This window comes from Ampullimonas aquatilis, assembly GCF_049675895.1.
GTDB classification, from domain to species: domain Bacteria; phylum Pseudomonadota; class Gammaproteobacteria; order Burkholderiales; family Burkholderiaceae_D; genus Ampullimonas; species Ampullimonas aquatilis.
In genome coordinates this window covers 2,591,333-2,614,115 of record NZ_CP183834.1, presented here as the reverse complement: position 1 = coordinate 2,614,115, position 22,783 = coordinate 2,591,333, and the positions used below count along the sequence as shown (strand labels likewise).

Below are 22,783 nucleotides of genomic sequence, written 5' to 3'. Positions count from 1 at the left end.
CTGCGCTGAAGTATCTGTTCGGCGCGACTTAAATTCTTTGCAATCGAGCAATAGCGGCATCGAGCGTGCTATCTTTTTTGGCAAAACAAAAACGTATCATCCCCGATTCGATGGGTGTGCCATAAAAGGCGGATGGCGGGATGGCTGCTACACCAATTTCGGTGGTCAGCCATTCGCAAAACTCGGCTTCTGGCAAAGTGCTGATGGCACGGTAATCCACACATTGAAAATAGGTGCCAGCGCTGGGCGTGAACTGAAAACGCGTGGTGTTGAGTCCGGCAATGAAACGATCACGCTTGGCTTGATAAAACGCCGACAACCGTTGGTATGATGCCGGGTCACGCAGATAGTGGGCCAGACCCAGTTGCATGGGGGTGTTGACGGCAAACACATTGAACTGATGCACTTTTCTGAATTCCAGGCTGAGCGCGGCAGGCGCAGCGACATAACCTATCTTCCAGCCCGTCACGTGAAAGGTTTTGCCAAAGCTGGATACCACAAAACTGCGTTCGGCCAATTGTGGGTAGCGCGCCACGCTTTCGTGACGAGCATCATCAAACACCATATGTTCGTAGACTTCATCGGCGCAAAGCAAAATATCGGTATTGACCAATAAGTCAGACAAGGCTTGCAGATCATTCGCCTGTAAGGTGGTGCCGGTGGGGTTGTGCGGCGTGTTGAGCATGATGAGGCGGGTGCGCGGTGTGATGGCTCTGGCAATATCCTCAATATGCAAGTGGTAACGGAGTTGCCCGCTAGCAGGGTTGACTGCAACTCGCATGGCTACCGGTATCGCCACACCCCCTGCCAGCGCAATGGCCGGACGATAACTGTCATAGGCGGGCTCGATGATGATGACTTCATCACCGGGATGTACGCAGCACAGCACCACAGTGAGCAGCGCCTGTGTGGCACCTGCGGTAACGGTGATATCGGTATCGGCATCATAGTGATGACCATAGAGCATGGCAGTCTTATCGGCAATGGCCTTGCGTAATGGGGCAATCCCTGTCATCGGTGCATATTGGTTGTGGCCTTGCTGCATGGCTTCATGCACGGCATGGATCAATGTCGGGTCACAATCAAAGTCTGGGAAACCTTGGCCTAAATTAACGGCACCATGTTTGGCAGCCAACGCCGACATCACGGTAAAAATGGTGGTGCCGACTGCAGGCAGGCGGGAAGGAAAAGTCATCATACTTGGGGCCGGTAAGGTTGCGTTGGCTTGGTTTGGTGTGGTTTCAGTCCACTTGCGAGGATGGATGCGTGATTTCAGGATTGGTTAACGTGGCCGCATGACGTTCCACCAGAAACCAGTCGCGCGGCGGTAGGACGCTTACACCAAAATCGCGCAGCATACGGCCTTTCATTTTGAGTACGGCCTTGTCCTTGCTAAACAAAAAAAGCTTGTTGAAGTGCGGAGCCGTATCGCGGGCGCATTCCAGAAATTTTTGATCATCTTCATCGCTACAACGGGGCAGGCGGACTTGCGCCAGGCCCGTGGCAAGTTCAAACAGTTGCACATGCTGGTCAAACCAGGTCAGGTGCGGCGTAGCATCGGCAATCTTGAATCGTGTATAGGCCAATACCCGAATCAGCTCGTCGCGACAGGCGGCATTGCTGACCATTTGCATGCGACCAGCTTCGATGGCGGCGCGAATCGGCAGTGCATCGGGATCGGCAAAATGCACAATATCGAGCAGAACATTGCTGTCCAGCAAGAGACCGATGGCAGGTAGATTGGGCATGGTATTTGTATGGTTTGGCAAGTCGGTGTGCGAGTTGTAATAAGGCCGGATTGGAACGTGCAAATGAATTTTGGTCTGCTATCGCTGTCTGCGCAGACCGCACTTTGATTAAGTGAATGACAAGGTTAATTTATTTCATTGCGCTGGCATAGCGTGTTTTAAATACAGTGCTTTAGATACAATGGTCATCGCCTTTGGTTGCCACGCCGATTGCGTACTAATCGCAACGCCGATCACATCGAATCACGTAGCGCCTGTCGTTAGAATGTAGAGAGTGAGTATTGTGTCATGATGATTGTTCTTTCCCCCGCCAAGTCCTTGGATTATGTGACGGCACCGCAAACCCGCAAGCATACCGAACCACAGTTTATCGCAGAGTCAGCGCAATTGATCGAAACGCTGCGACCGTATTCTCCTGTCCAATTGTCCGAGTTGATGCGTTTGTCCGACAAGCTCGCCGCACTCAATGTGGCGCGCTATGCCGAATGGCAACCCACTTTCAGTTTTGACAATGCCAAGCAGGCGGTGCTGGCATTCAATGGTGATGTCTATGAAGGATTGAATGCGACTTCTTTAAAAACACCGGATTTGGAATTTGCCCAAAAACATCTGCGTATTCTGTCCGGTTTGTACGGCTTGTTGCGACCACTTGATTTGATGCAACCGTATCGGCTGGAAATGGGCACGCGCCTGCCCAACATCAAAGGCAAGGATTTATACGGATTCTGGGGGACGCAGATTACCGAGGCACTCAACGTTGACATCGCGCAACGCAAGGCTAGGGCCTTGATCAATCTGGCTTCGGAAGAGTATTTCAAATCGGTCAAGCCGAAACTTTTGCCGGTGCCGGTGATCACACCCGTGTTTGAGGAATATAAAAACGGCAAGTACAAGATCATCAGTTTTTATGCCAAACGGGCGCGTGGTTTGATGGCGCGTTATGCGATACTGAATCGGCTTAAAGATCCCACTGCCTTGCAGGCGTTTGACAGCGAAGGCTATGCCTTTGATGCCAAAGCCTCCAATGATTTTACTTATGTCTTTCGTCGCAAGGAACCTGCATGACCTTATTGATTCTGTTGCATTTGCTGGCTGCCATTGTTTGGGTTGGCGGTATGGTGTTCGCCCATTTCTGTTTGCGACCCGCCTCCATGGAGCTGGCACCGGCCGTACGTATTCCACTCATGATTGCTGCCTTGGGTCGCTTTTTTAATCTGGTGATCGGGGCGATTGTGATTTTGCTGTTCTCGGGTGTTTATCTGCTGATGATGCGTGGTGGCATGGCGCATGTACCCCTTGGGATTCATCTGATGCTCGGCCTGGGCGTGTTGATGATGCTGATTTTTGGCCATATCTATATGGGCGTTTTTCGGCGCGCCAGACAAATGTCCACGACGGCTGACTGGGTTGGTGCGGCAGGCAAACTCAATCAGATCCGTGTGCTGGTTGCCATCAATATGATGCTGGGTGTCGTGGCGATTGCCGCCGTCAAATTGCTGACATGACTGGCTGAGGATTCACACCTCGCACGCGTATTGCGCATCCGCAATACGCGCCCTGCAATGTGCATTGCGCAACGATTAGACACACTGTTTGCCAGTATGTCGGTATCACAGGTATAAATTTGCTTTTACCCATCTCGGAGCTTTCATGACGCTTGCCATCCATAGCCAATTTGATTCGGGATCCATCCAGGTACTCAGTCTGGATGATGCCAATGATATCCAACTGGCCTTGCGTCCTGATAATGCTGCCGATATTTTGCAGTGGTTTCATTTTCGACTGGATGGCGCAGCGCATAGCGCTTGCCGCATGCGTATCGTCAATGTGACCGAGGCCGCATTCCCTGGTGGCTGGGAAGACTATCGTGCGGTTGCTTCTTATGATCGGCAAAACTGGTTTCGGGTGCCCACCCAATTTGATGGTGAGCAGCTCATCATCACACATACGCCCGAGGCCGACGTTGTCTATTACGCCTACTTCGAGCCCTATACTCAGGAACGTCATCTGAGCCTGTTGGGCGAAGCCGTTTGTCATCCGCTGGTGCGCATGGAGTCTCTGGTGTCGACAGTGCAGGGTCGTTCGCTGGATCTGCTCACTTTTGGTAAACCTGCCTTGCACAAGCGCAAGGTCTGGATCATTGCCCGTCAGCATCCGGGTGAATCCATGGCCGAATGGTTTGTGGAAGGACTGGTCAAGCGCCTGCTGGATGAGTTTGATCCGGTTGCCCGTGAATGCCTGGCGCAAGCCGTGTTTTACATCGTACCCAATATGAATCCGGATGGCAGTTATCTGGGTAATCTGCGTACCAACGCCGCTGGTGTCAATTTAAATCGCGCCTGGATGGAACCCTCCATGATTACCAGCCCCGAAGTGTTTGCCGTGCGTGAACACATCAAGACCACCGGTTGCGATCTGTTTCTGGATATTCATGGTGATGAAACCATCCCCTATGTGTTTGCTGCCGGTTGCGAAATGCTGCCCAGCTTCAATCATGAACAAGCCGCTGCCCAATCACGCTTCACCAAAGATTTTGTCTTTGCCTGCCCCGATTTCCAGACCCGTTTCGGCTATGAACCCAGTCGCTACAGTGCTGATGCCTTGACTCTTGCTTCCAAATACATTGGCCATACCTACGGCTGCCTGTCACTGACTCTGGAGTTGCCTTTCAAAGACAACGCCAATGGACCCGATGTGCGTTATGGCTGGAATGGTGCGCGCAGCATGCGCCTGGGCGCAGCTGCTTTGCTGCCGATTCTGCGCTCGCTGTAAGTGTGGTAATGGCTTTGCCAGAGCTTTTTGAGTCTCTTATACTCCCATTAGTAAATATTTTTAATCAATAAATACGCACCTAGTAGTCTGATTTATTGATATACCCCTACTAAAACCGTTGAGTCAGATTGTTTTCTGGACAACCGGTTTGTCGACCATCTGATCAGGATCATGGGCTGTTATGTGCCCGTTTTCTCGCATTATCTGGTGGTGGCTTGTCAATGTCATCCCCGACTGTCGATCAGGTCAGCCAATGCTGACCTAATGAGCCCCCGCTGGCTTGCATGATGAATTTCTTGATTTAGCGACACTGGCAGTGCAGTGAAGTGCATGCTTCAGTGCTCATTCGCAGGCGGTATAAATCGTTATCACCGTTATAAAAATCATTCGTCACCAGGAGTTTCTTATGAAATCAATTATTTCAAATTCTGTATTAAGCAAATGTATGTTGGCAGCTATTACTTCTATGGCATTGGCAACCCCGATATTGAGCCATGCAGAAGGTGATAAGACCGCTTATAAAGCCGCCAAGGAAAAGGCTGAAATGGACTACAAGATGGCTAAGGAGCACTGTGATGGCATGACGGGTAACGCCAAGGATGTCTGCATCAAAGAGGCCAAGGCGCAAGAAAAAATGGCCAAGGCGGATGCCGAAAATAATTACAAGCAGACCAGTTCATCCGCGCGCGATGCCCGTGAAGACAAGGCAGCAGCCCGGGCGAGTGTTGCCAAAGAAAAATGTGATGCCCTGACCGGCAATGCCAAGGATGTCTGCATCAAAGAAGCGAAGGCTGCCGAAGCCAATGCCAAGGCAGATGCGAAAGCCACTGAAAAAATGGATGAGGCCAAACATGATGATATGAAGGCGCATCAGGAGTCTGCTTACAAAGTTGAAAAAGAGAAATGTGATGTGCTTTCGGGTACGGCCAAATCAAGTTGTATTGACAAGGCCAAAACCAAATTCAATATGTAGGCAAAAATAAGTAACCAAGTCATCGTACCTAAGTGATTGCACGACTTAATTGCTTCATATTTTCTGGGTATAGTGAAGCTGTGGTGGTGTAATCCATTCAAGTTGATTGAAAGGAACCGTCATGTTCAAGATGTTTTTGTTGTGGTTATTGGGTGTGCCAGTCATTGCACTGATCGTACTCAAATTATTTGGAATTTTGTGATGTCTTTCCAGTCCTTGTTAAGCGCTATGGCTGTTAGTCTGGGTGTCAGGCAGAAAGTGGCTGATCCCAGAACCTTTGCATCTGATGATCAAGTGCGGCGCTTCGATGAAGAACATGCTTTGCGTCTGGATTCACCCCGGCATATTGCCGGGTTGGATTTAATGACGCACTTTGGTATTCACTTGCTTGATCATACCCATATCAATGCTCACCATCATCATTAAATTGCCACTCAAGCTTGAGTTCGTGTTTCCATTTTTTCTGTGATCGTGCTCAGGCAATCATTTGCTGAACTGATGTGCCAAGGTAAATTCATCGGTACGTGCATCAAAGCGTAGCCCCTTTTTCATTGCCCAGATAGCCAGTTGATGGTGGCTGGGAATCACTGCCACATCATTCATCGCCATGCTGGCAGCTTGCTTGGCCAGTACCTCCCGCTGTTTATCATCGGGATTGGCGAGTGCTTTGGCGATCAACTCATCCAGTTTGGGGTTTTTATATTGACCCCAGTTCCAGGTGCCGTAGCCGGTTTCCGGATTGGGTGAACCCAAAATGGCGCGCAGCGCAAAGTCGCCCGTAAATGACCCCCAGCCCAGCAAAGCCATACTGAATTCCCCCTTGCGTGCCCGGCCAAAGTAGGTGGCCGAAGGCATGGTCTCCACCTTGCAGGCTATGCCGATTTTCGCAAGCATCTGGGCGGTTGCCTGAGCGATCTGATCATCATTCACATAACGATTATTGGGGGCGTGCAGGGTCAGTGCAAAGCCATCGGGGTAACCTGCTTCAGCCAATAATTTTTTGGCACCTTCAGGGTCGTAGGCTTCTGGTGTGGCACCACTATGACCAAAGATATGCGGAGAGACAATATTGGAAGCGGGTAAGGCCAATCCTTCCATTACCCGGGAAACCAGGGCATCGCGCTGAATTGCTTTGGAAAGCGCCAGCCGTACCCGACGATCCTTGAACGGATTTTTTCCCAGGGGTTTGCCTGATTTATCGGTGATGAATGGTGATGCATCGCGATATTGATCCAGTTGCCAAAACAGTGTGCGCCAGCTCACCACTTGCGCCAACTGCAGGTTGGATTGTGCTTTCAGGCGGACAATATCGGGCGTGGAAGGGTTTTCAATCACGTCCACATCACCTGAAAGCAGGGCGGCGGTACGTGCCGCGTCATTAGGCAAAATCCGCAAGATCACTCTGTCCCATTGTGCCAGGCCATTGGGCTCAATGTGTGGCGCGCCACCCCAGTAATTGGGATTACGAATGACGCTGATACTTTGGCCACGGTCAAAGCGTTCAAACTTGAATGGCCCTGTGCCAATCATTGCCTTGCCACTGTTGAAATCTTCACTGGTGGCGTGTTCCACCACTTTTTTGCTGACGATCATGATCGAATTGAGATCGGCTGGCAGCATACCGTAGGGTGCAGCCGTTTTAAAGCGGATGGTCAGCTTGTCCACAATTTGGGTGGCGATGATGGATTTGGTATAGCTGGTAAATGGGCCTGGGCTATTTATCAATGTTGCAGGCCGGGCAATTGAAAAGGCCACATCGTCGGCGCTGAACTCACTGCCATCATGAAATTTTACGCCTGGGCGGAGTTTGAATTCCCAGGTCGTGGCGTCAATGGTTTTCCAGCTCAAGGCCAGCCCTGGAATCAGTCGCGCATTTTTATCGGTATGCGTCAGCGCATCAAAAATATGCCAGCCAAAGGCAATATTGGGGGCGATATTGACAAAATGCGGGTCCATTGAAGTGACATCGGCAGAAAGTCCGATTTTCAGATCCTCGGCCTTGACTGGGTTTAACCAAGCCAGTAATAGCGCCATAAAAAATAGGCTATTCCAAGCAAGTCGTAACCCTTTGCGCCAATAAGATTGCTCTGTAATCACTGAAAACAGCATGCCAACTCCTTTGTGAACTTTGTTTGATTATGAAGTGATTTGCTGGAGTTTTTTGAGAAATGCGCAAATCAATCTTGAGATTATGAGGGTAAACCCTTAACATTGAATAATGTTGCGCCGCAATAAATTTTGATGATGATCAGGAGACTTGCACCATTTGATTGGAGAAAATGATGATGATGTTCCTGCTGCAGCGTCTGTATTTACTCACAGATCGCAAGTTTCAAAAGTTTCGTCGACCTGCCGCAATGGGGTTGGTGTTGTTGTTACTGTCATTGTTGATCAAAGTCCCGCAAGCACAATCATTGGATACAGCGGCATTTGAAATGAGACCGTCAGCCTCGGGCGTCTTAATCAGCGAAGAAGCTGTTGAGGCGACGTTGACGACTGATTTTTCTCAAGCGATGACGGTGCCCGAAGCCACCTCAGTTGCACTGTCCAGCAACAATTTGTGAGTGGGCTGGTTTGCCACCTTGGCGAAGAACCAAGAAACCAGCTCGGTAACGATTTAGATTTAGTTACTTAGCTGAATCGTTCAGCTTCAGCATGGTGCTTTCTATCGGCGCTTCATTAAACCACTGTAACATGGCCAATAGTGCCAGCGTGCCTGGAATCATCAAGGGTAAATAAGCCAGGCCACAGATGAGTGGTGCAATGTAGAAAAAACAGCGTAATGACAAACTATATTGATCACCTGCCTTGATGGCATAGCTTGCACCCAGCTCAGCCAATTGAGCGCGCCGTGCATCATTTTCTGGTGTGGCCATCATATAGCCCAGGTGATTATAAAAACGTACTGCCATACTCGAACAAACAAAAGCAGCAAACAGGACGATAGCGAGCAGCATGAGTAAAATCATGTGGATGATTTCAGTCGTGCTAGGTATTGAAATTTTCAATATTGTTTCCGTTAATCTTGGCGCAACATAGGACAGCGTGCCCATCAGCGTCAAGATGGCAGTCGAGGCAGTGATGCTGGCCGCCATCATGGAATTGCGTAAAGTTTGTACCGCCATGACTTCGTTGCCGGGCTTGGCCATGGTATGTCTGACCCAGTTGGCGCGAATCAGTCCATGAGTATGGCGGGCAATCTGCTGGGGAGCACGTGATCTTTGCTGCTCTGTACGCCATTCATACAAGGCGATCGCTGCCAGGCAGAGGCTGACGACAGTCCAGTCGAGCCAGGCTGACCATTCTGTCGAGATATTCAGCAAAGTCATGTGCTACCTTTTTTATGGTGGGCCATGATTATTTGTAGCAGTTCATAAATCAACATACCGCTCAGCATGGCAATGCTAAAAATCATGGCTGAGTGATTGCCTGCACTCAAGCTGACCAATGCAGGGCCCGGGCAGAAACCTGCGAGTCCCCAGCCAATGCCAAACAGGGCGCTGCCGCCTAATAGGCGCCAATCAAGATGACGGATGCCAGGCAAATGCACAGGTTCTGATAATAAGGTTTGTTGACGCCGCTGCACCCAAAAAAAGGCGGGCATGGCAACGGCAATGGCACCTGCCATTACCATGGCTAATGAAGGATCCCAGACACCGGCCAGATCAAGGAAGGCTTGCACTTTAATGGGGCTGGACATGCCGGACAGGATTAGCCCCAGACCAAAAATCAGCCCGCTAATCAATGCTGACAATATTCGGGTAATCGCCATGAGTGTCAGCCTCCGTGACGTAATAGATAGACTGTGACAAAGCCCGCCGTCATGAAAGTCGCGGTCGCGGCCAGTGATCGGGGCGACAGGCGAGCCAGGCCACATACACCGTGACCGCTTGTGCAGCCCGAACCCAAGCGAGTGCCAATACCAACCAGTAATCCTGCCATGATGAGCAAAGAGGTTGATGTATCCGTCAGAATGAATGGATAAGCTTGAAACAAGGACCACAACCAAGGTGCGCTAAGCAGACCTAGCAGAAAGGTTATGCGCCAGATGGTGTCAGATCGTTCATGACGTAACACTTTGCCAAGTAGCATGCCGGTGATACCGCTGATGCCAGCAATCCGGCCATTGAACAACACGAGTATGGCCGCGGCCAGGCCAATCATCGCACCGCCCAGCAGCGATGAGTATGGGGTAAAAGCAGACCAGTCAATCATCATGATTTCAGCTTTCCTGTGCGGGGCAATAAAGTTGATAGAGGGTTTTAAGCAAGATCATGACATTGGGATCTGCAATGCCATAAAAGATATTTTTGCCGTCACGTCGCGTGGTCACGAGTTCTTCGTTGCGTAGCACGGCGAGTTGCTGTGATAGGGTCGGTTGGTGAATCTCCAGTTCTTCTTCCAGATCGCTGACACAGACTTCTCCACTTGAAATCCGGCAAAGCAGCATCAGGCGATCAGGGTTGGACAGTACCCGCAACACACTGGTGGCCTGTGTAGCACCGGCACGCATGGCAGCAATATCAAGGTGGGTTTTAGTCATTTCATTGATGAGGGATGATAAACAATTTACTAACAAATATTATATAAAAAAATATAATATACTTCAAGTAAGTTGAATATATGGATGAGATTTCAAATGACTAAGCCAATGATTAATGAGACTACCGAGCAGACCACTGAGCAAATGAATAACCTGGCTCAGGTTGACAAGGCAGAATCGACGCTGCAATCCAGGGTGCCGGTACCTCAGATCGAGGCTTTTCTCGATGCTCAGACCATGACCATCAGCTATGTGGTGTTTGACGAAGCCAGTGGTCACGCCGCAATCATTGATCCGGTGCTGGACTTTGATCCAAAGTCAGGGCGCAGCACCACGACTTCGGCAGATTGTATTGTCGATTTTATTGCACGCTTGGATTTGCATGTCGATTGGATATTGGAAACCCACGCGCATGCTGATCATTTGTCTGCGGCGGCTTATCTGCGTGAACGTGTTGGTGGCAAGGTGGCAATCGGGCAGGCGATCAGACAGGTGCAGCAGGTTTTTAAAGACATCTTTCATTTGGGTGATGAGTTTATCCCGCAAGGCACCCAGTTTGATTACCTGTTTGTACCCGATGAAACTTTTGCGATTGGTCAGTTGACAGCCAGGGCGCTGTTTGTACCGGGCCATACACCGGCGGATATGGCCTATCAGATTGCTGATGCGGTGTTTGTTGGCGATACCTTGTTCATGCCTGACGTGGGAACGGCGCGTTGCGATTTTCCAGGTGGCAGTGCCAAGGTGTTGTATCAGTCGATTCAGACCTTATTGAGTTTACCTGCGGCAACACGTTTATTCATGTGTCATGATTACCCGCCAACTGATCGTGCGCCGGTCTGGCAAACGACCGTGGCCGAGCAGCGTGCGCATAATATTCATGTGCATGATGGCGTGACAGCAGCGCAGTTTGTGGCCATGCGCGAAGCACGTGACCAGACTTTGGAAATGCCGGTACTGATATTGCCGGCGATTCAGGTCAATATCCGGGCAGGTAACTGGCCAGCTGCAGAGGACAATGGCAAGGTTTATCTCAAGTTGCCAGTCAATGTGATTTGATAGCAGGACGGTGTGGTTCTGAATGTAGTAATTACGCGTTGATTTTTTGAAGCCGTTTTAGAAGGCAATAAAAAACCCGGCACTGCCGGGTTTTTTATTGAACAGCAAAAGCCAGATTGGATTACTGAACCTTGGCTTTTTCTTTCAGTTCTGCCTGATATTTCTGCAGTTTTTGACCGCGCAGTTGCTCTTCCATCTGAGCACGAACCTCTTCCAGCGGCGGTGCCTTGGCATCACGCACATCTTCCAGTTTGATGATGTGGTAGCCAAATTGGGTTTTTACTGGTGTATCAGTGAATTCACCTTTTTTCAGCGCGATCATTGCGTCAGAGAATGGTTTGACGAAGTTGGCAGGCGAGGCCCAATCAAGGTCACCACCGTTTGGTGCTGAACCTGGATCTTTGGACTGTTTGGCCAGCTCTTCAAATTTGCCACCGGCTTTCAGTTTGGCGATGATGGCTTTGGCATCTTCTTCTTTATCAACCAGGATGTGACGAGCATGGTATTCCTTGTCACCAACCTGTTTTTTGATGGTTTCGTACTGGGCTTTGATTTCAGCATCTGTCACTGGATTTTTCTTGAGGAAATCATCCACCAGAGCGCGAATCACAATGCTTTGACGAGCCAGATCCAGCTGGGTCTTGATTTCGTCTGTATTGGCGATGCCTTTCTTTTCAGCTTCCTGCATGAAGATTTCGCGGTTGATCAACTCTTCGCGAACCATCTGTTGCAGTTCCGGGCCTTCTTTCTGGCCACGTTTGATGGCCTCTTTGGTCATGGCGTCAGCACGCGCTTTAGGAATGGCTTTGCCATTAACGACGGCCACGTTTTGAGCCAATGCCAGGCTGGATGTGGTCAGCACAATACCGGCTATGAGGGAGCTAATGAGGTGAGAAGCTTTAATTGTCATGAAAAAAGTCCAAAGCAAAAAACAAAAGCGGTTGATAAAGAGTTAAATCAAGGGGTTAAATCACAAGGTAATTCAAGTTTGTTGTTCTTCCGGGCTGATTGCCTTGATGGACAGGGCGTGAATTTTCCCGGGAACCCATTTTGCAAGCGCATCATACACCATGCGATGGCGTGCCATCCTGGATGTGCCTGTAAAAGCTGGTGCGACCAGCATCAGGTTGAAGTGGGAGCCTTCGCTCGCACCGGTGTGACCTGCATGCTTGTGACTGTCGTCTTCCAGTTCGAGTACAACCGGGTTAAAGCGTTCAGTCAAGGCCTGTTCAATTTCAGTGGCTAGTGTACTTTTCATGATTCTTCCTCCATGTGTCGCGTCAGATAAAAACCCTGAGCGACCATGAATACAAGCATCATGCCAGTTGCGCCAAACAGTTTGAAGTTGACCCAGATGTCGGTGGGATAGTTGCTGGCCACAAAATAATTGGCCGCAGCCATCACAATGAAAAACAGTCCCCATGCCTGATTGAGCTTGGCCCAGACCGGCATGGGCAATTTGATTTGTGCTGACATCATGGCTTCAATCAGATTCTTTTTTGCCACCACAGGACTCAACAGCAGCACGCCAGCAAAGAGTAGGTAGAGGATGGTCGGTTTCCACTTGATGAACGATTCATCATGAAAAAAGATGGTGGCACCACCAAATACGCTGACCAGAATCAGGCTGATCCATTGCATGGGTTCGATCTTGCGGTTTTTTAACCAGCTGATGGCCATCTGGATGAATGTCGCGGCAATCGTCAGACCCGTTGCCACGTAGATATTGGCGAGCTTGAATGCGACAAAAAAGACAATGACCGGAAATAGGTCGAGAAGAAATTTCATGATGACAAATTAAGATATTTGCAGGATATTATACTAAGGATGGGTATTTTAAAACCCCCTATACATACTTAGCTTAACAAAGCAGAAAATGGATTGATAGGTGGGAGTATCAATCCATCATAAGTAATTCTTAAGTATTCGTGTCGTTATCCCGATCGTTAAAAGTCAGTGAAGCGGAATTGATGCAATAACGCAGTCCGGTGGGTTGTGGGCCGTCTGGAAAAACATGGCCAAGGTGCGCACCACAGTGGTTGCATTGGACTTCTACGCGACGCATGCCATAACTGGTATCGACTTCTTCCTTGATGACGGTGCTGTTGATGGGCTCAAAATAGCTCGGCCAGCCACTACCTGAATCATATTTGGTGGTGGAGTCAAACAAAGGCGTGCCACAGCACACACAGTGGTAGATGCCATTACTTTTGTGGTTCCAGTATTCACCCGTAAAAGCGGGTTCAGTGGCTGAACAACGTGTGACTTGATACTGCTCGGGCGTCAAGTTGGCGCGCCACTGCTCTTCCTGTTCAGGGGTAACTTTGGGATGGCCCATGCTGATCTCCGTACTCATTCGTTATTTGGCGATTATCGCTGATAGAAGCATTCAGAGTGTGACAGTGGGGATTGGTTGCAGAAAATGCTAGTGATTTCTTTTTCTGATGTTTGCATGAAAAATATACTTATTGGGGGTATATTTCAATGGTCAATCAATATGCACTTAAGAGGTTAATAATTACATATACTCCATTTAATTAACAATTAATGCGGCGTATTTAGATGTGCCAGGAGCTGCTCTGCAGCGGCCTGACCACTGCGCACAGCGGATTCCAGCGTGGCCGGGTAGTCAGCCACCATATAATCGCCAGCCAGTAATAGGCCCTGCGCGAGTGAGATGGATGGCAGCGCACGTTGCGGCGTGCAGGCAAAGGTAGCGCGTTTTTCGGCGATGACTTCATGCCAAATGGGCTGCGGCGTCGTTGGCCAGTTAAGCGCTTCACAAAGCTGCCGGTGAATTTGCATGGGCAGGCTGTGGCGGTCCAGGTCAAACTGGTCCGAGGCGCTGATGACGACGGCAAACAAACCCCGATCAGCCGCTTGCCCCGACATCGCAAAGCGGTCGAACACAAATTGGCCAAAGTGCTGGCGTGTCGGTGCGTCGGGCAGAGCGAGGAAGGGTTTTGCAGCCGGAGTCAATCGGGTATCTTGATGAGCATTGCCCAGTGCTTGCGAACGCAGTGCCCGCACATCCTCATAACGTAAATACACTGTGGTGATGGCGTGATAGCGCAGCGCCTGCAACGTTGTTATTGTCGGGTGCTTGATCTGCCATTGTCCCAGTAGCCGCCCGGTTTCCCACGGTGGTGTGGCCAGAATCACGGCGTCAACCACCAGCGTATCTGGCTTGGCTATGGTGGCGTTGGGTGGTAAACCATGATGCCCAGGCTGCAGTTGCAACTGCCATTGCTGACCAACTTGCTGCAGACCGCGCACGGCACAGCCGGTTTGCACCACATCGCCTTGCTCAAGCAAATAGGCTTGCGCGGCATTGGGCAGCAAGCGCGATAAATCGACTTTGGGTAACAGCATGTCACTGTCTTGACGACGGGCGCCCAGACTATCGCGTAATACCGCCAGAAACACGGTAGCCGAGGCCGCCGTGGGGGGCGTGTTGAGCGCCGAAATACAGAGCGGTGCCCAGATGCGTTCTGTTACTCGCTGCGGCTGGCCATGTTGCTGGAGCCATTGCGCCACCGTGAGGGTGTCTGCGCAACGCCAGCCTTGCAGTTGGCTGATGAGTAGCACCTTGCTCATGGCCAGTCGTTCAGCCCAGCTTAAACCTTGAATAGCCAATAAGCCGGCCAGCAAATGCCAGGGCGCTGGTACAGCCAAGGTTGGCGCGGCAAAGTGAAAGCCATCGCTATAACTGAGTTGCACGGGCAGCCGTTGCAATACCGACGAAATATCGATGCCGACCGTTTGCATCAGTTGCAAGGTACTTTGATAAGCACCCAGTAAAATGTGCTGGCCATTGTCGATTATCTGCCCGTCATGTTCGACTCGGCGTGCCCGACCACCCAGTACGGGGGCAGCTTCCAATACCATGATTGCTTGCGCTGCTTGAGTGGCCGTATTGCGCTTGCCCAATTGCTGGCGCAGATGGACTGCCGCAGCCAGTCCGGCCCAGCCGCCACCGACGATGGCAATGGTCATGGCTGTATCAGCCCTTGATATAGGTTGTCCATGCCAGCCAGAGTTTGCGGATTGGCGTCAGGCTGATGCGCTGGTTGAGCACGGCAAACTGCTCATCCTCAATTTCTCGCAGCAGGGTGCGATAAATTTCCGCCATCATCAGACCAGGGCGCTGGGCCCGACGATCTTCCTTGGGCAATAGCACCAGCGCTTCGTCATACGTCGCATGGGCACGTTGTGCCTGAAAACGCATCAGCGCCACAAAGCGCTCGCTCATGCGGGCGTTGAGAATATCGGCGGCTTTGACTTCAAATTGTTGCAGTTCATTGACTGGTAGATAGATCCGGCCTTTGCGGGCATCTTCCCCGACATCGCGAATGATATTGGTGAGCTGAAACGCCAGCCCCAGCTTTTCGGCATATTGCAGAGTGGCTGGGGAAGTGTGGCCGAAAATACCCGCCGCCAAAATACCCACAACACTGGCTACGTGATAGCAATAACGTTGCAGACCGGGGTAATCCAGATAGCGGGTCTGATCGAGATCCATTTCCATGCCATCAATGATTTCATTGAGGCGTGATTCGGTGATATGAAAACGGGCGGCGATGGGTGCCAGCGCCTGCATGACTGGATGACTCGGTTGACCCATAAAGGATTGGGCAACTTCAGTACGCCACCAGGCCAGTTTGATGCGGGCCAGTTGCGGATCAACACATTCATCCACCACATCATCGACTTCGCGGCAAAAAGCATAGAGTGCGGTGATGGCGGCACGTCGTTCGGGCGGCAAAAACAAAAAGCTGTAATAAAAGCTGGAACCACTCTTGGCGGCTTTTTGCTGACAATATTCTTGTGGGGTCATCAGAGTTCAGTCTAAAAAAGCAGGGCTTGCCAGACCAGCTTGAGCCAGTCATGTTTTTGCAGAGTAGGGCGACGTGAAAAAACATCGTAGTCGACCGCTTCAATCTTGCCAATGATGCGCAGTCCACCGGCAATCACCAGGCGTAACTCCCAGCCAATTCTGCCGGGCAGACGCTTGGCCAATGGCGTGCCGGATTCTAGCATTGCCTGTGCACGCTTTAACTCGCTTTGCATGAGTTTGGCAAATTCAGGCGTCACTTTGCCATTGGCCAGCATGTTTTCAGTCACACCATGTTCTTGCATGGCAGTTTGTGGAAAATAAATGCGCGCTTTTTGCCAGTCGATGGCGACATCCTGCCAAAAATTGATCAACTGCAAACCCGTGCAAATGGCATCCGATTGCTGGAGCGCGGTTTCATCCAGCGCGCCATAAAGATGCAGCATCAGACGCCCCACCGGATTGGCCGAGCGGCTGCAGTAATCCAGCAAACTTGGCAGATCAGCGTAGCGCTTGGTTACCACATCTTGTTCAAAGGCGGACAGCAGATCATGAAACAGGTTGGTGGGCAGCTGCCACTGATGAATCACTTTGGCCATTGCCGTAAACAAGGCGGCATACTGGGGCGAGGTGGGGGGCAGCTTCTGTTCAATACGTTGCAGTTCGGCATGATAAATCGCCAGATTGGTCAAGCGTTCATCGTTGGGGACATCACCTTCATCGGCAAAATCATCGGCACTGCGAGCAAAGTGATAAATCACTGCCACGGCGGGCCGCAAACGGGCCGGCAGCAAAAAACTGGCTACCGGAAAATTTTCATAGTGATCGACAGTTTGCAAAGTGCTCATGAATATTGGTCTAGGTTGGTCTGGTCTGAATATGGGCGAGTAGCTAAAGTCAGTATGGCGTGAATTGCAACTGACTACGAAAAATCCACCATACGCGACACGTGAATTGACTGTAGGACAACCATTGAATATATTGCTGACTCACCGGTCATTAATTTTGGGGTTTTCGTGAACACCTTGTCGATACAGCCTTTGGGCAGCATGTCATGCCTTTCCAGCAAGCCTTTGTTTTTGTTCGTATTGTCGCTGGCATTGTTGTCAGCCTGTTCTGAAAAGGTCGAGCAGAAGGAGGTCATACGGGGTGTGAAAGTCATCAAGGTAGTGAATACCAGTCAAGATCAGGTTTTTACTCTGTCGGGGGAAGTCAAACCTCGGATTGAGGCTGGTTTGGGCTTTCGGGTCGCTGGCAAAATTGTAGCAAGGCTGGTTGAAGTCGGGCAGAAAGTTGCGCCAGGCCAAGTGTTGGCACGGCTGGATCCAACCGATTTGCAACTCTCCCAAAATAGTGGCAAAGCACAGTTGGATGCGGCTCAGACAGATTATCAACTGGCTCAGGCCGACTATAAACGCTATCAGGAATTGCGTGACAAGGGCTTTATCAGTAGCGCTGAACTGGAACGTCGGAAAGCCACCCTCGATGCTGCCAAGGCGAAAACCGATCAGGCCCACGCACAATTGAGCGTGTTGGGTAATCAGGCCCAATACAGTGTTCTGAAAGCCGATGCTGCTGGTGTGGTCACCAGCCTGAGCGCCGAAGTTGGTCAGGTAGTCAATGTTGGTCAACCTGTTGTCAATGTGGCGCGTACTGCCGAAAAAGAAGTATTGGTTTCAGTACCGGAAGATCAGCTGGAATTTGTTCGTCACGCCAACCCAATCAAAATCGGTATCTGGGCATTGCCGAATGTCGAAATAACCGGCAAGTTGCGCGAAGTGGCCGCTGCTGCCGATCCATCCACGCGTACCTATGCCAGCCGTATCACCCTGATTAACCCACCGGAAGCTTTGCAATTGGGTATGACGGCAACGATTCGTCTGTCTCTGCCGGATGTCGCTTCCGGCAGTGTGTTGCTACCCACGACGGCGATTTTCTCTGAACAGGGTAAAGACGCAGTCTGGGTGGTCGATGCCAATCAAACTGTCAATCTCAAGCCGGTGATGATGAGTGGCGTACAGGACAACCAGGTATTTGTTCGTGGTGATTTGCCACCGGGTACGCAAGTGGTGACGGCCGGTGTGCATTTGTTGCGGGTCGGCCAAAAGGTCAGGGTGATGGATGATGTGCAGGCTGTGAGTGCCACTGACTCGCAAGCTGCCGCCAGTGCTGAAAAAACCATCAAGCCTTGAGAAGACTGACCATGCGCAGCTTTAACTTATCCGAATGGGCCTTGACCCATCAGTCACTGACCCGCTTTTTTCTGGTCATATGTTTGTTTGCTGGCTTATTTAGTTATAGCAAATTAGGACAGAATGAAGATCCCGAATTTACTTTTCGGGTGATGGTGATCAGCACCAATTGGCCTGGCGCCACCGCACTGGAATTATCCGAGCAGGTTGTCGACAAGATTGAGCGCAAGCTACAGGATACCCCTTTTGTCGACAAGATTCGCAGCTATGCCAAGCCTGGTCAGAGTCTGACCTTTGTGGTTCTGAAGGGTGCCGTGCCGCCCAAGGATGTGCCAGGTATCTGGTATCAGGTTCGCAAAAAAGTCGGTGATATCAAAACCAGTTTGCCAGCCAATTTGCAGGGCCCCTTTTTCAATGATGAATTTGGCGATACATATGGCACGATCTACGCGTTTTCTGCCGACGGATTTAGCTATGCCGAACTCAAGGATTATGTTGATCATGCCCGTCAGGAGTTTTTGCGGGTACCCAATGTGGCCAAGGCCGATTTGTTTGGTGTGCAGGATGAAAAGATATATATCGAGTTATCGCATCAAAAGTTTTCGCAACTTGGGCTAACCATAGCGCAGATTGTGAATGCCATTAATGCACAAAATGGCATGGAAGCAACCGGTGTATTGAATGGCACGGATGAAACCTTTCAGATTCGGATCACTGGTGAGTTCAAATCGGCTGCCGATATTGAGAAAGTCGTACTGCAAGTTGGCAACCAGCGTCTGCATTTGAGTGATGTTGCCAATATTCATCGTGAGTTTGTCGATCCACCCGTCACCAAAATGCGCTTTAACGGTAAAGAAGTCATTGGTTTGGGAATCGTCATGGCTAAAAAAGGCGATGTTATCCAGCTGGGTAAAGCGCTCGAAGCAGCTGCTGCCAGGATTCAGGCACAGTTACCGATTGGTATCGAACTGGAAAAAGTATCTGATCAGCCTAAAACGGTGGATAGTGCTGTCCATGAATTTTTGCATAGTTTGACTGAAGCCGTTGTGATTGTGCTGGCGGTGAGTTTTTTGAGTTTAGGTCTGCATTTCAAACCATTTAGGGTGGATGCACGACCAGGCCTGGTGGTAGCGATGACCATTCCGCTGGTATTGGCCGTGACGTTTTTCTTTATGTGGCTGTTTGATATCGAGTTGCAGAAAATTTCATTGGGTGCCTTGATCATTGCGCTAGGTTTGCTGGTAGATGATGCCATCATTTCGGTGGAAATGATGGTGCGCAAACTGGAAGAGGGCTATGACAAAATCGCGGCGGCTTCGTATGCATACAAGCATACAGCCTGGCCCATGTTGACGGGAACCCTGGTGACGGTTGCAGGTTTTTTACCGATTGGTTTGGCCAAGTCCACCACGGGTGAGTACACCTTTTCCTTATTTGCAGTGGTTGGTCTGGCATTGGTCATTTCCTGGGTCGCAGCAGTTTATTTCACGCCTTATCTGGGTTTTCTCATATTAAAACCGACTCATGAGGGTATGCATCATGAAAGCGATGAGATGTACAACCGCGGCTTCTATCAGCAGTTCCGTCGTTTGGTCACATTGTGTGTGCGTTACCGCAAGACAGTTGTGGCAATCACCTTGCTGGCTTTTGTGTTGGGGATATTTGGTTTTAATTTTATTCAGAAGCAATTTTTCCCATCATCTAATCGTCCCGAGTTGAATGTGGAGCTTTGGTTGCCTGAGGGTAGTAGCTATCAGGCGGTTGAAGCGCAAGCATTGAAATTTGAAAAAGTGTTGCAACAGATGCCGGATGTGGTCAATTATGTGGCCTATGTGGGTGATGGTTCACCACGTTTTTATCTACCGCTGGATCAGCAGGTCAAACAGGCTAATTTGGCGCAATACATCATCCTGACAAAAAATCCTGAAGCGCGTGAGGCAGTAAGCAAACAATTGGCAGAGCGTTTGCCGTTGGAGTTTTCTTCAATACGAGCCCGCATTAATCCATTACAAGCCGGCCCACCGGTTCCTTATCCCGTTGCTTTCAGACTGGTTGGTGATGATCCGGCGGTGTTAAGGAAGTTGGCCGAAGAGGTCAAGGCCATCATGCGTCAAAGCCCTTACACGATGGGGGTGAATGATAACTGGAACGAAATGGTCAAAGGCGTTCACTTTGAGCTTGATCAGGAAAAAGCTCGTATGCTGGGTGTCAATACGCAGGTGTTATCGCAGGCTGCGCAACTGGTTTTATCTGGTGTGACGGTGGGGCAATATCGAGAGGGTAATCGTAGTATTGATATGGTTTTGCGGGCGCCATCCGATGAGCGGACAGTCCTTTCCAAATTGGCCGAAATGAGTATTCCAACGGCAAATGGTCGGGCTGTACCTATCGTGCAGGTTGCTAAACCTGTGATGACTTGGGAGCCTGGTGTCATGTGGCGTCATAACCGGCAGTTTTCGGTGACTGTGCAATCCGATATTGTGGAAGGCATGCAAGGCCCCTATGTGACGGAGCTGCTTGACCCACAGATGAACCAAATCCGTGAAACCTTGCCCTTGGGCTACCATCTGGATGTATCGGGTGCTACTGAAGAAAGCAAGGAAGGTCAGGACTCCATCAATGTGAATATGCCGATCATGCTGGTTGCTGTGTTGACTCTGCTGATGCTGCAGCTACATAGTTTTTCACGCACTATGCTGGTTTTCATCACAGCGCCATTGGGCGTGATTGGTGCGGCCGCAGCCTTGCTGATTTTTCGTGCACCATTTGGCTTTGTGGCAACTTTGGGTGTGATTGCCTTATCAGGCATGATCATGCGTAACTCAGTCATTCTGATTGATCAGATTGAGCAGGATATCAGTCATGGGTCAGCGCCATGGCAAGCCATTATTGATTCAACAATCCGACGCTTAAGACCCATTATGCTGACTGCGGCGGCGGCGGTATTAGCCATGATTCCATTAACCAGAAGCATTTTCTGGGGGCCAATGGCAATTGCCATTATGGGTGGGCTGATTGTTGCCACCTTGCTGACTTTGTTATTTTTGCCAGCACTATATGCTTTATGGTTCAAAGTAAAAGAACCAGGCTCTATATCTTGATTTCACCTTGAGTTAGAATAACGGATTGTGCTTCTTGTGGCGACGCCTGCGATTGCAGTTTGATATTGATGCGGCGCGTCGCTTTTTGCATTTATTTTCAGTTTGAAAGCTAATCCTGCGAGGATGGCGAAATTGGTAGACGCACCAGGTTTAGGTCCTGACGCCCGCAAGGGTGTGGGGGTTCGAGTCCCCCTCCTCGCACCATCTTTTTTCTGCTTTTCGGGTAACTATTATGACTATTGCTGTTGAGACACTGACAAAATTATCGCGTCGCATGACGATTTCTGTTCCCATGGACAGCATTGAAAAAGAAGTCGAAGCCAGACTGAAAAAACTGTCACGGACAGTCAAGATGGCAGGTTTTCGTCCTGGTAAAGTGCCACTCAAAATGGTTGCCCAGCAATATGGCTATCAAGTGCAAAACGAAGTGCTCAACGACAAAGTCGGTCAAGCCTTTAACGAAGCCGCCAGTGAAAACCAGTTGCGTATTGCTGGTATGCCGAAAATGGAACCCAAGGCAGGAGAAGCGCAACCAGAAGGCGCTGTTGAATTTGACGCCGTGTTTGAGATTTATCCTGACGTGCTGATTGGTGACTTCGCCAGTGTTGATGTTGAAAAAGTTGGTGCGACAGTTTCCGATACCGAAGTTGACAAGACCATTGATATTTTGCGTAAGCAACGCGTTCAGTATATTGATGCGGCAGAAGGTGAAACTGCTCAAAGCGAAGATAAGGTTGCTGTTGATTTTGTCGGTAAGCTGGATGATGTGGCCTTTCCAGGCGGTACTGCCAATGATTATGATTTTGTGCTGGGTCAGGGCAGAATGTTGCCCGAATTCGAGGCTGCAGCAACCGGTTTGAAAGTAGGCGAATCCAAGTCTTTCCCATTGTCATTCCCTGAGGATTACCATGGAAAGGATGTAGCTGGAAAAACGGCTACTTTCACTATTACCATGAAAAAAATTGCCAAGCCTCAATTGCCAGAACTGAATGATGAGTTTGCCAAAACGTTGGGTATTGAAGATGGTGATTTGGCAAAAATGCGCGAAGATATCAAAACGAATCTTGAGCGTGAAGTTAAGAAACGTACTCAGTTGCGCACTAAAGAATCCGTCATGGAAGGTTTGATCAAGGTTGCCGAGTTTGATGTGCCTGCAGCCCTGATTGAAGCCGATATAGAGCGTCTTCGTGCGCAAGCTCATTCTGATATGCAGTCCCGTGGTATGGACCCTAAAAATATCAATTTGCCAGCTGAGCTTTTCTCAACGCAGGCCGAGCGGCGTGTTCGTTTGGGTCTGATTCTTGCTGAGCTCGTTAAGCAGCATAATCTTGCAGCCAAACCAGAGCAGCTTAAAGCTGCGGTTGAAGAGTTTGCACAAAGCTACGAAAACCCAATGGAAGTGATTCGCTGGTATTACAGCGATCCAAAGCGTTTGGGCGAGGTAGAGGCACTGGTTCTGGAAGACAATGTTGTTGAATTTGTACTATCCAAAGCAAAAGTGACAGAGAAAGCCCTTGGTTTTGAAGAGCTGATGGGCGCTCAAGGTCAACAATAATCACTT

At 50.0% G+C, this 22,783-nt stretch carries 24 protein-coding genes and 1 tRNA gene; 11 read left to right on the top strand and 14 right to left on the bottom strand.

Annotated elements, in window-relative coordinates; genetic code table 11:
* Positions 1 to 28: 28 nt before the first annotated feature.
* Together ACMYR3_RS12165 and ACMYR3_RS12160 are read right to left on the bottom strand one after the other, a co-directional pair.
* On the bottom strand, positions 29 to 1,198 hold the full coding sequence (locus ACMYR3_RS12165; RefSeq protein WP_424192209.1) for a pyridoxal phosphate-dependent aminotransferase: 1,170 nt from the start codon (positions 1,196 to 1,198) through the stop codon (positions 29 to 31).
* A gap of 43 nt (positions 1,199 to 1,241) precedes the next feature.
* Entirely contained in the window at positions 1,242 to 1,748 is a 507-nt protein-coding gene (locus ACMYR3_RS12160) for a PIN domain-containing protein (RefSeq protein ID WP_424192208.1), read from the bottom strand.
* Positions 1,749 to 2,036: 288 nt separating this feature from the next.
* Here ACMYR3_RS12160 and yaaA point away from each other — a divergent pair, with 288 nt between their 5' ends.
* From yaaA to ACMYR3_RS12135, 5 genes are all read left to right on the top strand, one after another.
* Complete coding sequence (gene yaaA / locus ACMYR3_RS12155; protein ID WP_424192207.1) at positions 2,037 to 2,813, top strand: peroxide stress protein YaaA; 777 nt, start codon at positions 2,037 to 2,039, stop codon at positions 2,811 to 2,813.
* Positions 2,810 to 3,253 carry a CopD family protein gene (locus tag ACMYR3_RS12150; RefSeq protein ID WP_424192206.1) on the top strand — a complete coding sequence of 148 codons (444 nt, stop codon included), beginning with the start codon at positions 2,810 to 2,812 and terminating at the stop codon, positions 3,251 to 3,253. Before yaaA ends, ACMYR3_RS12150 begins: the two co-directional genes overlap by 4 nt.
* 145 nt (positions 3,254 to 3,398) lie before the next feature.
* On the top strand, positions 3,399 to 4,520 hold the full coding sequence (locus tag ACMYR3_RS12145) for a M14 family metallopeptidase (RefSeq protein WP_424192205.1): 1,122 nt from the start codon (positions 3,399 to 3,401) through the stop codon (positions 4,518 to 4,520).
* 406 nt (positions 4,521 to 4,926) lie between these two features.
* Positions 4,927 to 5,493: a hypothetical protein gene (locus ACMYR3_RS12140; protein WP_424192204.1), complete on the top strand. Its 567-nt coding sequence runs from the start codon at positions 4,927 to 4,929 to the stop codon at positions 5,491 to 5,493.
* 201 nt (positions 5,494 to 5,694) lie between these two features.
* On the top strand, positions 5,695 to 5,919 hold the full coding sequence (locus tag ACMYR3_RS12135) for a hypothetical protein (RefSeq protein ID WP_424192203.1): 225 nt from the start codon (positions 5,695 to 5,697) through the stop codon (positions 5,917 to 5,919).
* Between the two features lie 57 nt (positions 5,920 to 5,976).
* Here ACMYR3_RS12135 and ACMYR3_RS12130 read toward each other — a convergent pair whose 3' ends face one another.
* On the bottom strand, positions 5,977 to 7,527 hold the full coding sequence (locus tag ACMYR3_RS12130) for an ABC transporter substrate-binding protein (protein WP_424196500.1): 1,551 nt from the start codon (positions 7,525 to 7,527) through the stop codon (positions 5,977 to 5,979).
* A 245-nt stretch (positions 7,528 to 7,772) separates the two neighbouring features.
* On the opposite strand from ACMYR3_RS12130, the gene ACMYR3_RS12125 reads away from it, so the two are divergent.
* A complete protein-coding gene (locus tag ACMYR3_RS12125; protein WP_424192202.1) occupies positions 7,773 to 8,057 on the top strand; it encodes a hypothetical protein in 285 nt (94 codons plus the stop codon).
* Between the two features lie 63 nt (positions 8,058 to 8,120).
* On the opposite strand, the gene ACMYR3_RS12120 is transcribed toward ACMYR3_RS12125, so the two are convergent.
* From ACMYR3_RS12120 to ACMYR3_RS12105, 4 genes are read right to left on the bottom strand one after another with little or no spacing between them, the layout of a single operon-like run.
* Positions 8,121 to 8,822 carry a DUF599 domain-containing protein gene (locus ACMYR3_RS12120; RefSeq protein WP_424192201.1) on the bottom strand — a complete coding sequence of 234 codons (702 nt, stop codon included), beginning with the start codon at positions 8,820 to 8,822 and terminating at the stop codon, positions 8,121 to 8,123.
* Positions 8,819 to 9,265: a DUF6691 family protein gene (locus ACMYR3_RS12115; RefSeq protein ID WP_424192200.1), complete on the bottom strand. Its 447-nt coding sequence runs from the start codon at positions 9,263 to 9,265 to the stop codon at positions 8,819 to 8,821. The genes ACMYR3_RS12120 and ACMYR3_RS12115 overlap by 4 nt, the downstream gene beginning before the upstream one ends.
* Before the next feature lie 5 nt (positions 9,266 to 9,270).
* The gene (locus ACMYR3_RS12110; RefSeq protein ID WP_424192199.1) at positions 9,271 to 9,711 is read right to left on the bottom strand and encodes a YeeE/YedE family protein; all 441 of its coding nucleotides are present in this window, start codon (positions 9,709 to 9,711) and stop codon (positions 9,271 to 9,273) included.
* 4 nt (positions 9,712 to 9,715) lie between these two features.
* Complete coding sequence (locus tag ACMYR3_RS12105; protein WP_424192198.1) at positions 9,716 to 10,036, bottom strand: metalloregulator ArsR/SmtB family transcription factor; 321 nt, start codon at positions 10,034 to 10,036, stop codon at positions 9,716 to 9,718.
* A 237-nt stretch (positions 10,037 to 10,273) separates the two neighbouring features.
* On the opposite strand from ACMYR3_RS12105, the gene ACMYR3_RS12100 reads away from it, so the two are divergent.
* Positions 10,274 to 11,095, top strand: a complete 822-nt coding sequence (locus ACMYR3_RS12100) for an MBL fold metallo-hydrolase (RefSeq protein WP_424196498.1) — start codon at positions 10,274 to 10,276, stop codon at positions 11,093 to 11,095.
* A gap of 121 nt (positions 11,096 to 11,216) precedes the next feature.
* Here ACMYR3_RS12100 and ACMYR3_RS12095 read toward each other — a convergent pair whose 3' ends face one another.
* The 7 genes from ACMYR3_RS12095 to hpnC form a co-directional block, all read right to left on the bottom strand.
* Positions 11,217 to 12,005 (bottom strand): peptidylprolyl isomerase, encoded by a 789-nt coding sequence (locus ACMYR3_RS12095; RefSeq protein WP_424192197.1) that lies wholly within the window; start codon positions 12,003 to 12,005, stop codon positions 11,217 to 11,219.
* A gap of 72 nt (positions 12,006 to 12,077) precedes the next feature.
* Positions 12,078 to 12,353: a BolA family protein gene (locus tag ACMYR3_RS12090; RefSeq protein ID WP_424192196.1), complete on the bottom strand. Its 276-nt coding sequence runs from the start codon at positions 12,351 to 12,353 to the stop codon at positions 12,078 to 12,080.
* The gene (locus tag ACMYR3_RS12085) at positions 12,350 to 12,883 is read right to left on the bottom strand and encodes a septation protein A (protein ID WP_424192195.1); all 534 of its coding nucleotides are present in this window, start codon (positions 12,881 to 12,883) and stop codon (positions 12,350 to 12,352) included. Before ACMYR3_RS12085 ends, ACMYR3_RS12090 begins: the two co-directional genes overlap by 4 nt.
* Positions 12,884 to 13,013: 130 nt before the next feature.
* Entirely contained in the window at positions 13,014 to 13,433 is a 420-nt protein-coding gene (gene msrB, locus ACMYR3_RS12080; protein ID WP_424192194.1) for a peptide-methionine (R)-S-oxide reductase MsrB, read from the bottom strand.
* Between the two features lie 206 nt (positions 13,434 to 13,639).
* Complete coding sequence (gene hpnE, locus ACMYR3_RS12075; protein ID WP_424192193.1) at positions 13,640 to 15,091, bottom strand: hydroxysqualene dehydroxylase HpnE; 1,452 nt, start codon at positions 15,089 to 15,091, stop codon at positions 13,640 to 13,642.
* Between the two features lie 7 nt (positions 15,092 to 15,098).
* Positions 15,099 to 15,932, bottom strand: a complete 834-nt coding sequence (gene hpnD / locus ACMYR3_RS12070; protein WP_424192192.1) for a presqualene diphosphate synthase HpnD — start codon at positions 15,930 to 15,932, stop codon at positions 15,099 to 15,101.
* Positions 15,933 to 15,943: 11 nt separating this feature from the next.
* Positions 15,944 to 16,777, bottom strand: a complete 834-nt coding sequence (gene hpnC / locus ACMYR3_RS12065; RefSeq protein WP_424192191.1) for a squalene synthase HpnC — start codon at positions 16,775 to 16,777, stop codon at positions 15,944 to 15,946.
* Between the two features lie 168 nt (positions 16,778 to 16,945).
* Here hpnC and ACMYR3_RS12060 point away from each other — a divergent pair, with 168 nt between their 5' ends.
* From ACMYR3_RS12060 to tig, 4 genes are all read left to right on the top strand, one after another.
* Positions 16,946 to 18,121, top strand: coding sequence for an efflux RND transporter periplasmic adaptor subunit (locus tag ACMYR3_RS12060; protein ID WP_424192190.1), 1,176 nt, complete (start codon positions 16,946 to 16,948; stop codon positions 18,119 to 18,121).
* Between the two features lie 11 nt (positions 18,122 to 18,132).
* Complete coding sequence (locus tag ACMYR3_RS12055; RefSeq protein WP_424192189.1) at positions 18,133 to 21,222, top strand: efflux RND transporter permease subunit; 3,090 nt, start codon at positions 18,133 to 18,135, stop codon at positions 21,220 to 21,222.
* Between the two features lie 117 nt (positions 21,223 to 21,339).
* A tRNA-Leu gene (locus tag ACMYR3_RS12050) sits at positions 21,340 to 21,426 on the top strand.
* A gap of 28 nt (positions 21,427 to 21,454) precedes the next feature.
* Positions 21,455 to 22,777: a trigger factor gene (gene tig, locus ACMYR3_RS12045; protein WP_424192188.1), complete on the top strand. Its 1,323-nt coding sequence runs from the start codon at positions 21,455 to 21,457 to the stop codon at positions 22,775 to 22,777.
* Positions 22,778 to 22,783 lie beyond the last annotated feature (6 nt).

What these genes read in the sequence shown, in the direction of transcription:
- ACMYR3_RS12165 (WP_424192209.1), bottom strand. Translation starts at nt 1,198, where the DNA reads ATGATGACTTTTCCTTCCCGCCTGCCTGCAGTCGGCACCACCATTTTT.
- ACMYR3_RS12085 (WP_424192195.1), bottom strand. Translation starts at nt 12,883, where the DNA reads ATGAAATTTCTTCTCGACCTATTTCCGGTCATTGTCTTTTTTGTCGCA.
- ACMYR3_RS12150 (WP_424192206.1), top strand. Translation starts at nt 2,810, where the DNA reads ATGACCTTATTGATTCTGTTGCATTTGCTGGCTGCCATTGTTTGGGTT.
- ACMYR3_RS12095 (WP_424192197.1), bottom strand. Translation starts at nt 12,005, where the DNA reads ATGACAATTAAAGCTTCTCACCTCATTAGCTCCCTCATAGCCGGTATT.
- ACMYR3_RS12135 (WP_424192203.1), top strand. Translation starts at nt 5,695, where the DNA reads ATGTCTTTCCAGTCCTTGTTAAGCGCTATGGCTGTTAGTCTGGGTGTC.
- tig (WP_424192188.1), top strand. Translation starts at nt 21,455, where the DNA reads ATGACTATTGCTGTTGAGACACTGACAAAATTATCGCGTCGCATGACG.
- msrB (WP_424192194.1), bottom strand. Translation starts at nt 13,433, where the DNA reads ATGGGCCATCCCAAAGTTACCCCTGAACAGGAAGAGCAGTGGCGCGCC.
- ACMYR3_RS12110 (WP_424192199.1), bottom strand. Translation starts at nt 9,711, where the DNA reads ATGATGATTGACTGGTCTGCTTTTACCCCATACTCATCGCTGCTGGGC.
- ACMYR3_RS12130 (WP_424196500.1), bottom strand. Translation starts at nt 7,527, where the DNA reads ATGGCGCTATTACTGGCTTGGTTAAACCCAGTCAAGGCCGAGGATCTG.
- hpnD (WP_424192192.1), bottom strand. Translation starts at nt 15,932, where the DNA reads ATGACCCCACAAGAATATTGTCAGCAAAAAGCCGCCAAGAGTGGTTCC.
- hpnC (WP_424192191.1), bottom strand. Translation starts at nt 16,777, where the DNA reads ATGAGCACTTTGCAAACTGTCGATCACTATGAAAATTTTCCGGTAGCC.
- hpnE (WP_424192193.1), bottom strand. Translation starts at nt 15,091, where the DNA reads ATGACCATTGCCATCGTCGGTGGCGGCTGGGCCGGACTGGCTGCGGCA.
- ACMYR3_RS12105 (WP_424192198.1), bottom strand. Translation starts at nt 10,036, where the DNA reads ATGACTAAAACCCACCTTGATATTGCTGCCATGCGTGCCGGTGCTACA.
- ACMYR3_RS12100 (WP_424196498.1), top strand. Translation starts at nt 10,274, where the DNA reads ATGACCATCAGCTATGTGGTGTTTGACGAAGCCAGTGGTCACGCCGCA.
- ACMYR3_RS12160 (WP_424192208.1), bottom strand. Translation starts at nt 1,748, where the DNA reads ATGCCCAATCTACCTGCCATCGGTCTCTTGCTGGACAGCAATGTTCTG.
- ACMYR3_RS12115 (WP_424192200.1), bottom strand. Translation starts at nt 9,265, where the DNA reads ATGGCGATTACCCGAATATTGTCAGCATTGATTAGCGGGCTGATTTTT.
- ACMYR3_RS12140 (WP_424192204.1), top strand. Translation starts at nt 4,927, where the DNA reads ATGAAATCAATTATTTCAAATTCTGTATTAAGCAAATGTATGTTGGCA.
- ACMYR3_RS12125 (WP_424192202.1), top strand. Translation starts at nt 7,773, where the DNA reads ATGATGATGATGTTCCTGCTGCAGCGTCTGTATTTACTCACAGATCGC.
- ACMYR3_RS12145 (WP_424192205.1), top strand. Translation starts at nt 3,399, where the DNA reads ATGACGCTTGCCATCCATAGCCAATTTGATTCGGGATCCATCCAGGTA.
- ACMYR3_RS12090 (WP_424192196.1), bottom strand. Translation starts at nt 12,353, where the DNA reads ATGAAAAGTACACTAGCCACTGAAATTGAACAGGCCTTGACTGAACGC.
- ACMYR3_RS12055 (WP_424192189.1), top strand. Translation starts at nt 18,133, where the DNA reads ATGCGCAGCTTTAACTTATCCGAATGGGCCTTGACCCATCAGTCACTG.
- ACMYR3_RS12120 (WP_424192201.1), bottom strand. Translation starts at nt 8,822, where the DNA reads ATGACTTTGCTGAATATCTCGACAGAATGGTCAGCCTGGCTCGACTGG.
- yaaA (WP_424192207.1), top strand. Translation starts at nt 2,037, where the DNA reads ATGATGATTGTTCTTTCCCCCGCCAAGTCCTTGGATTATGTGACGGCA.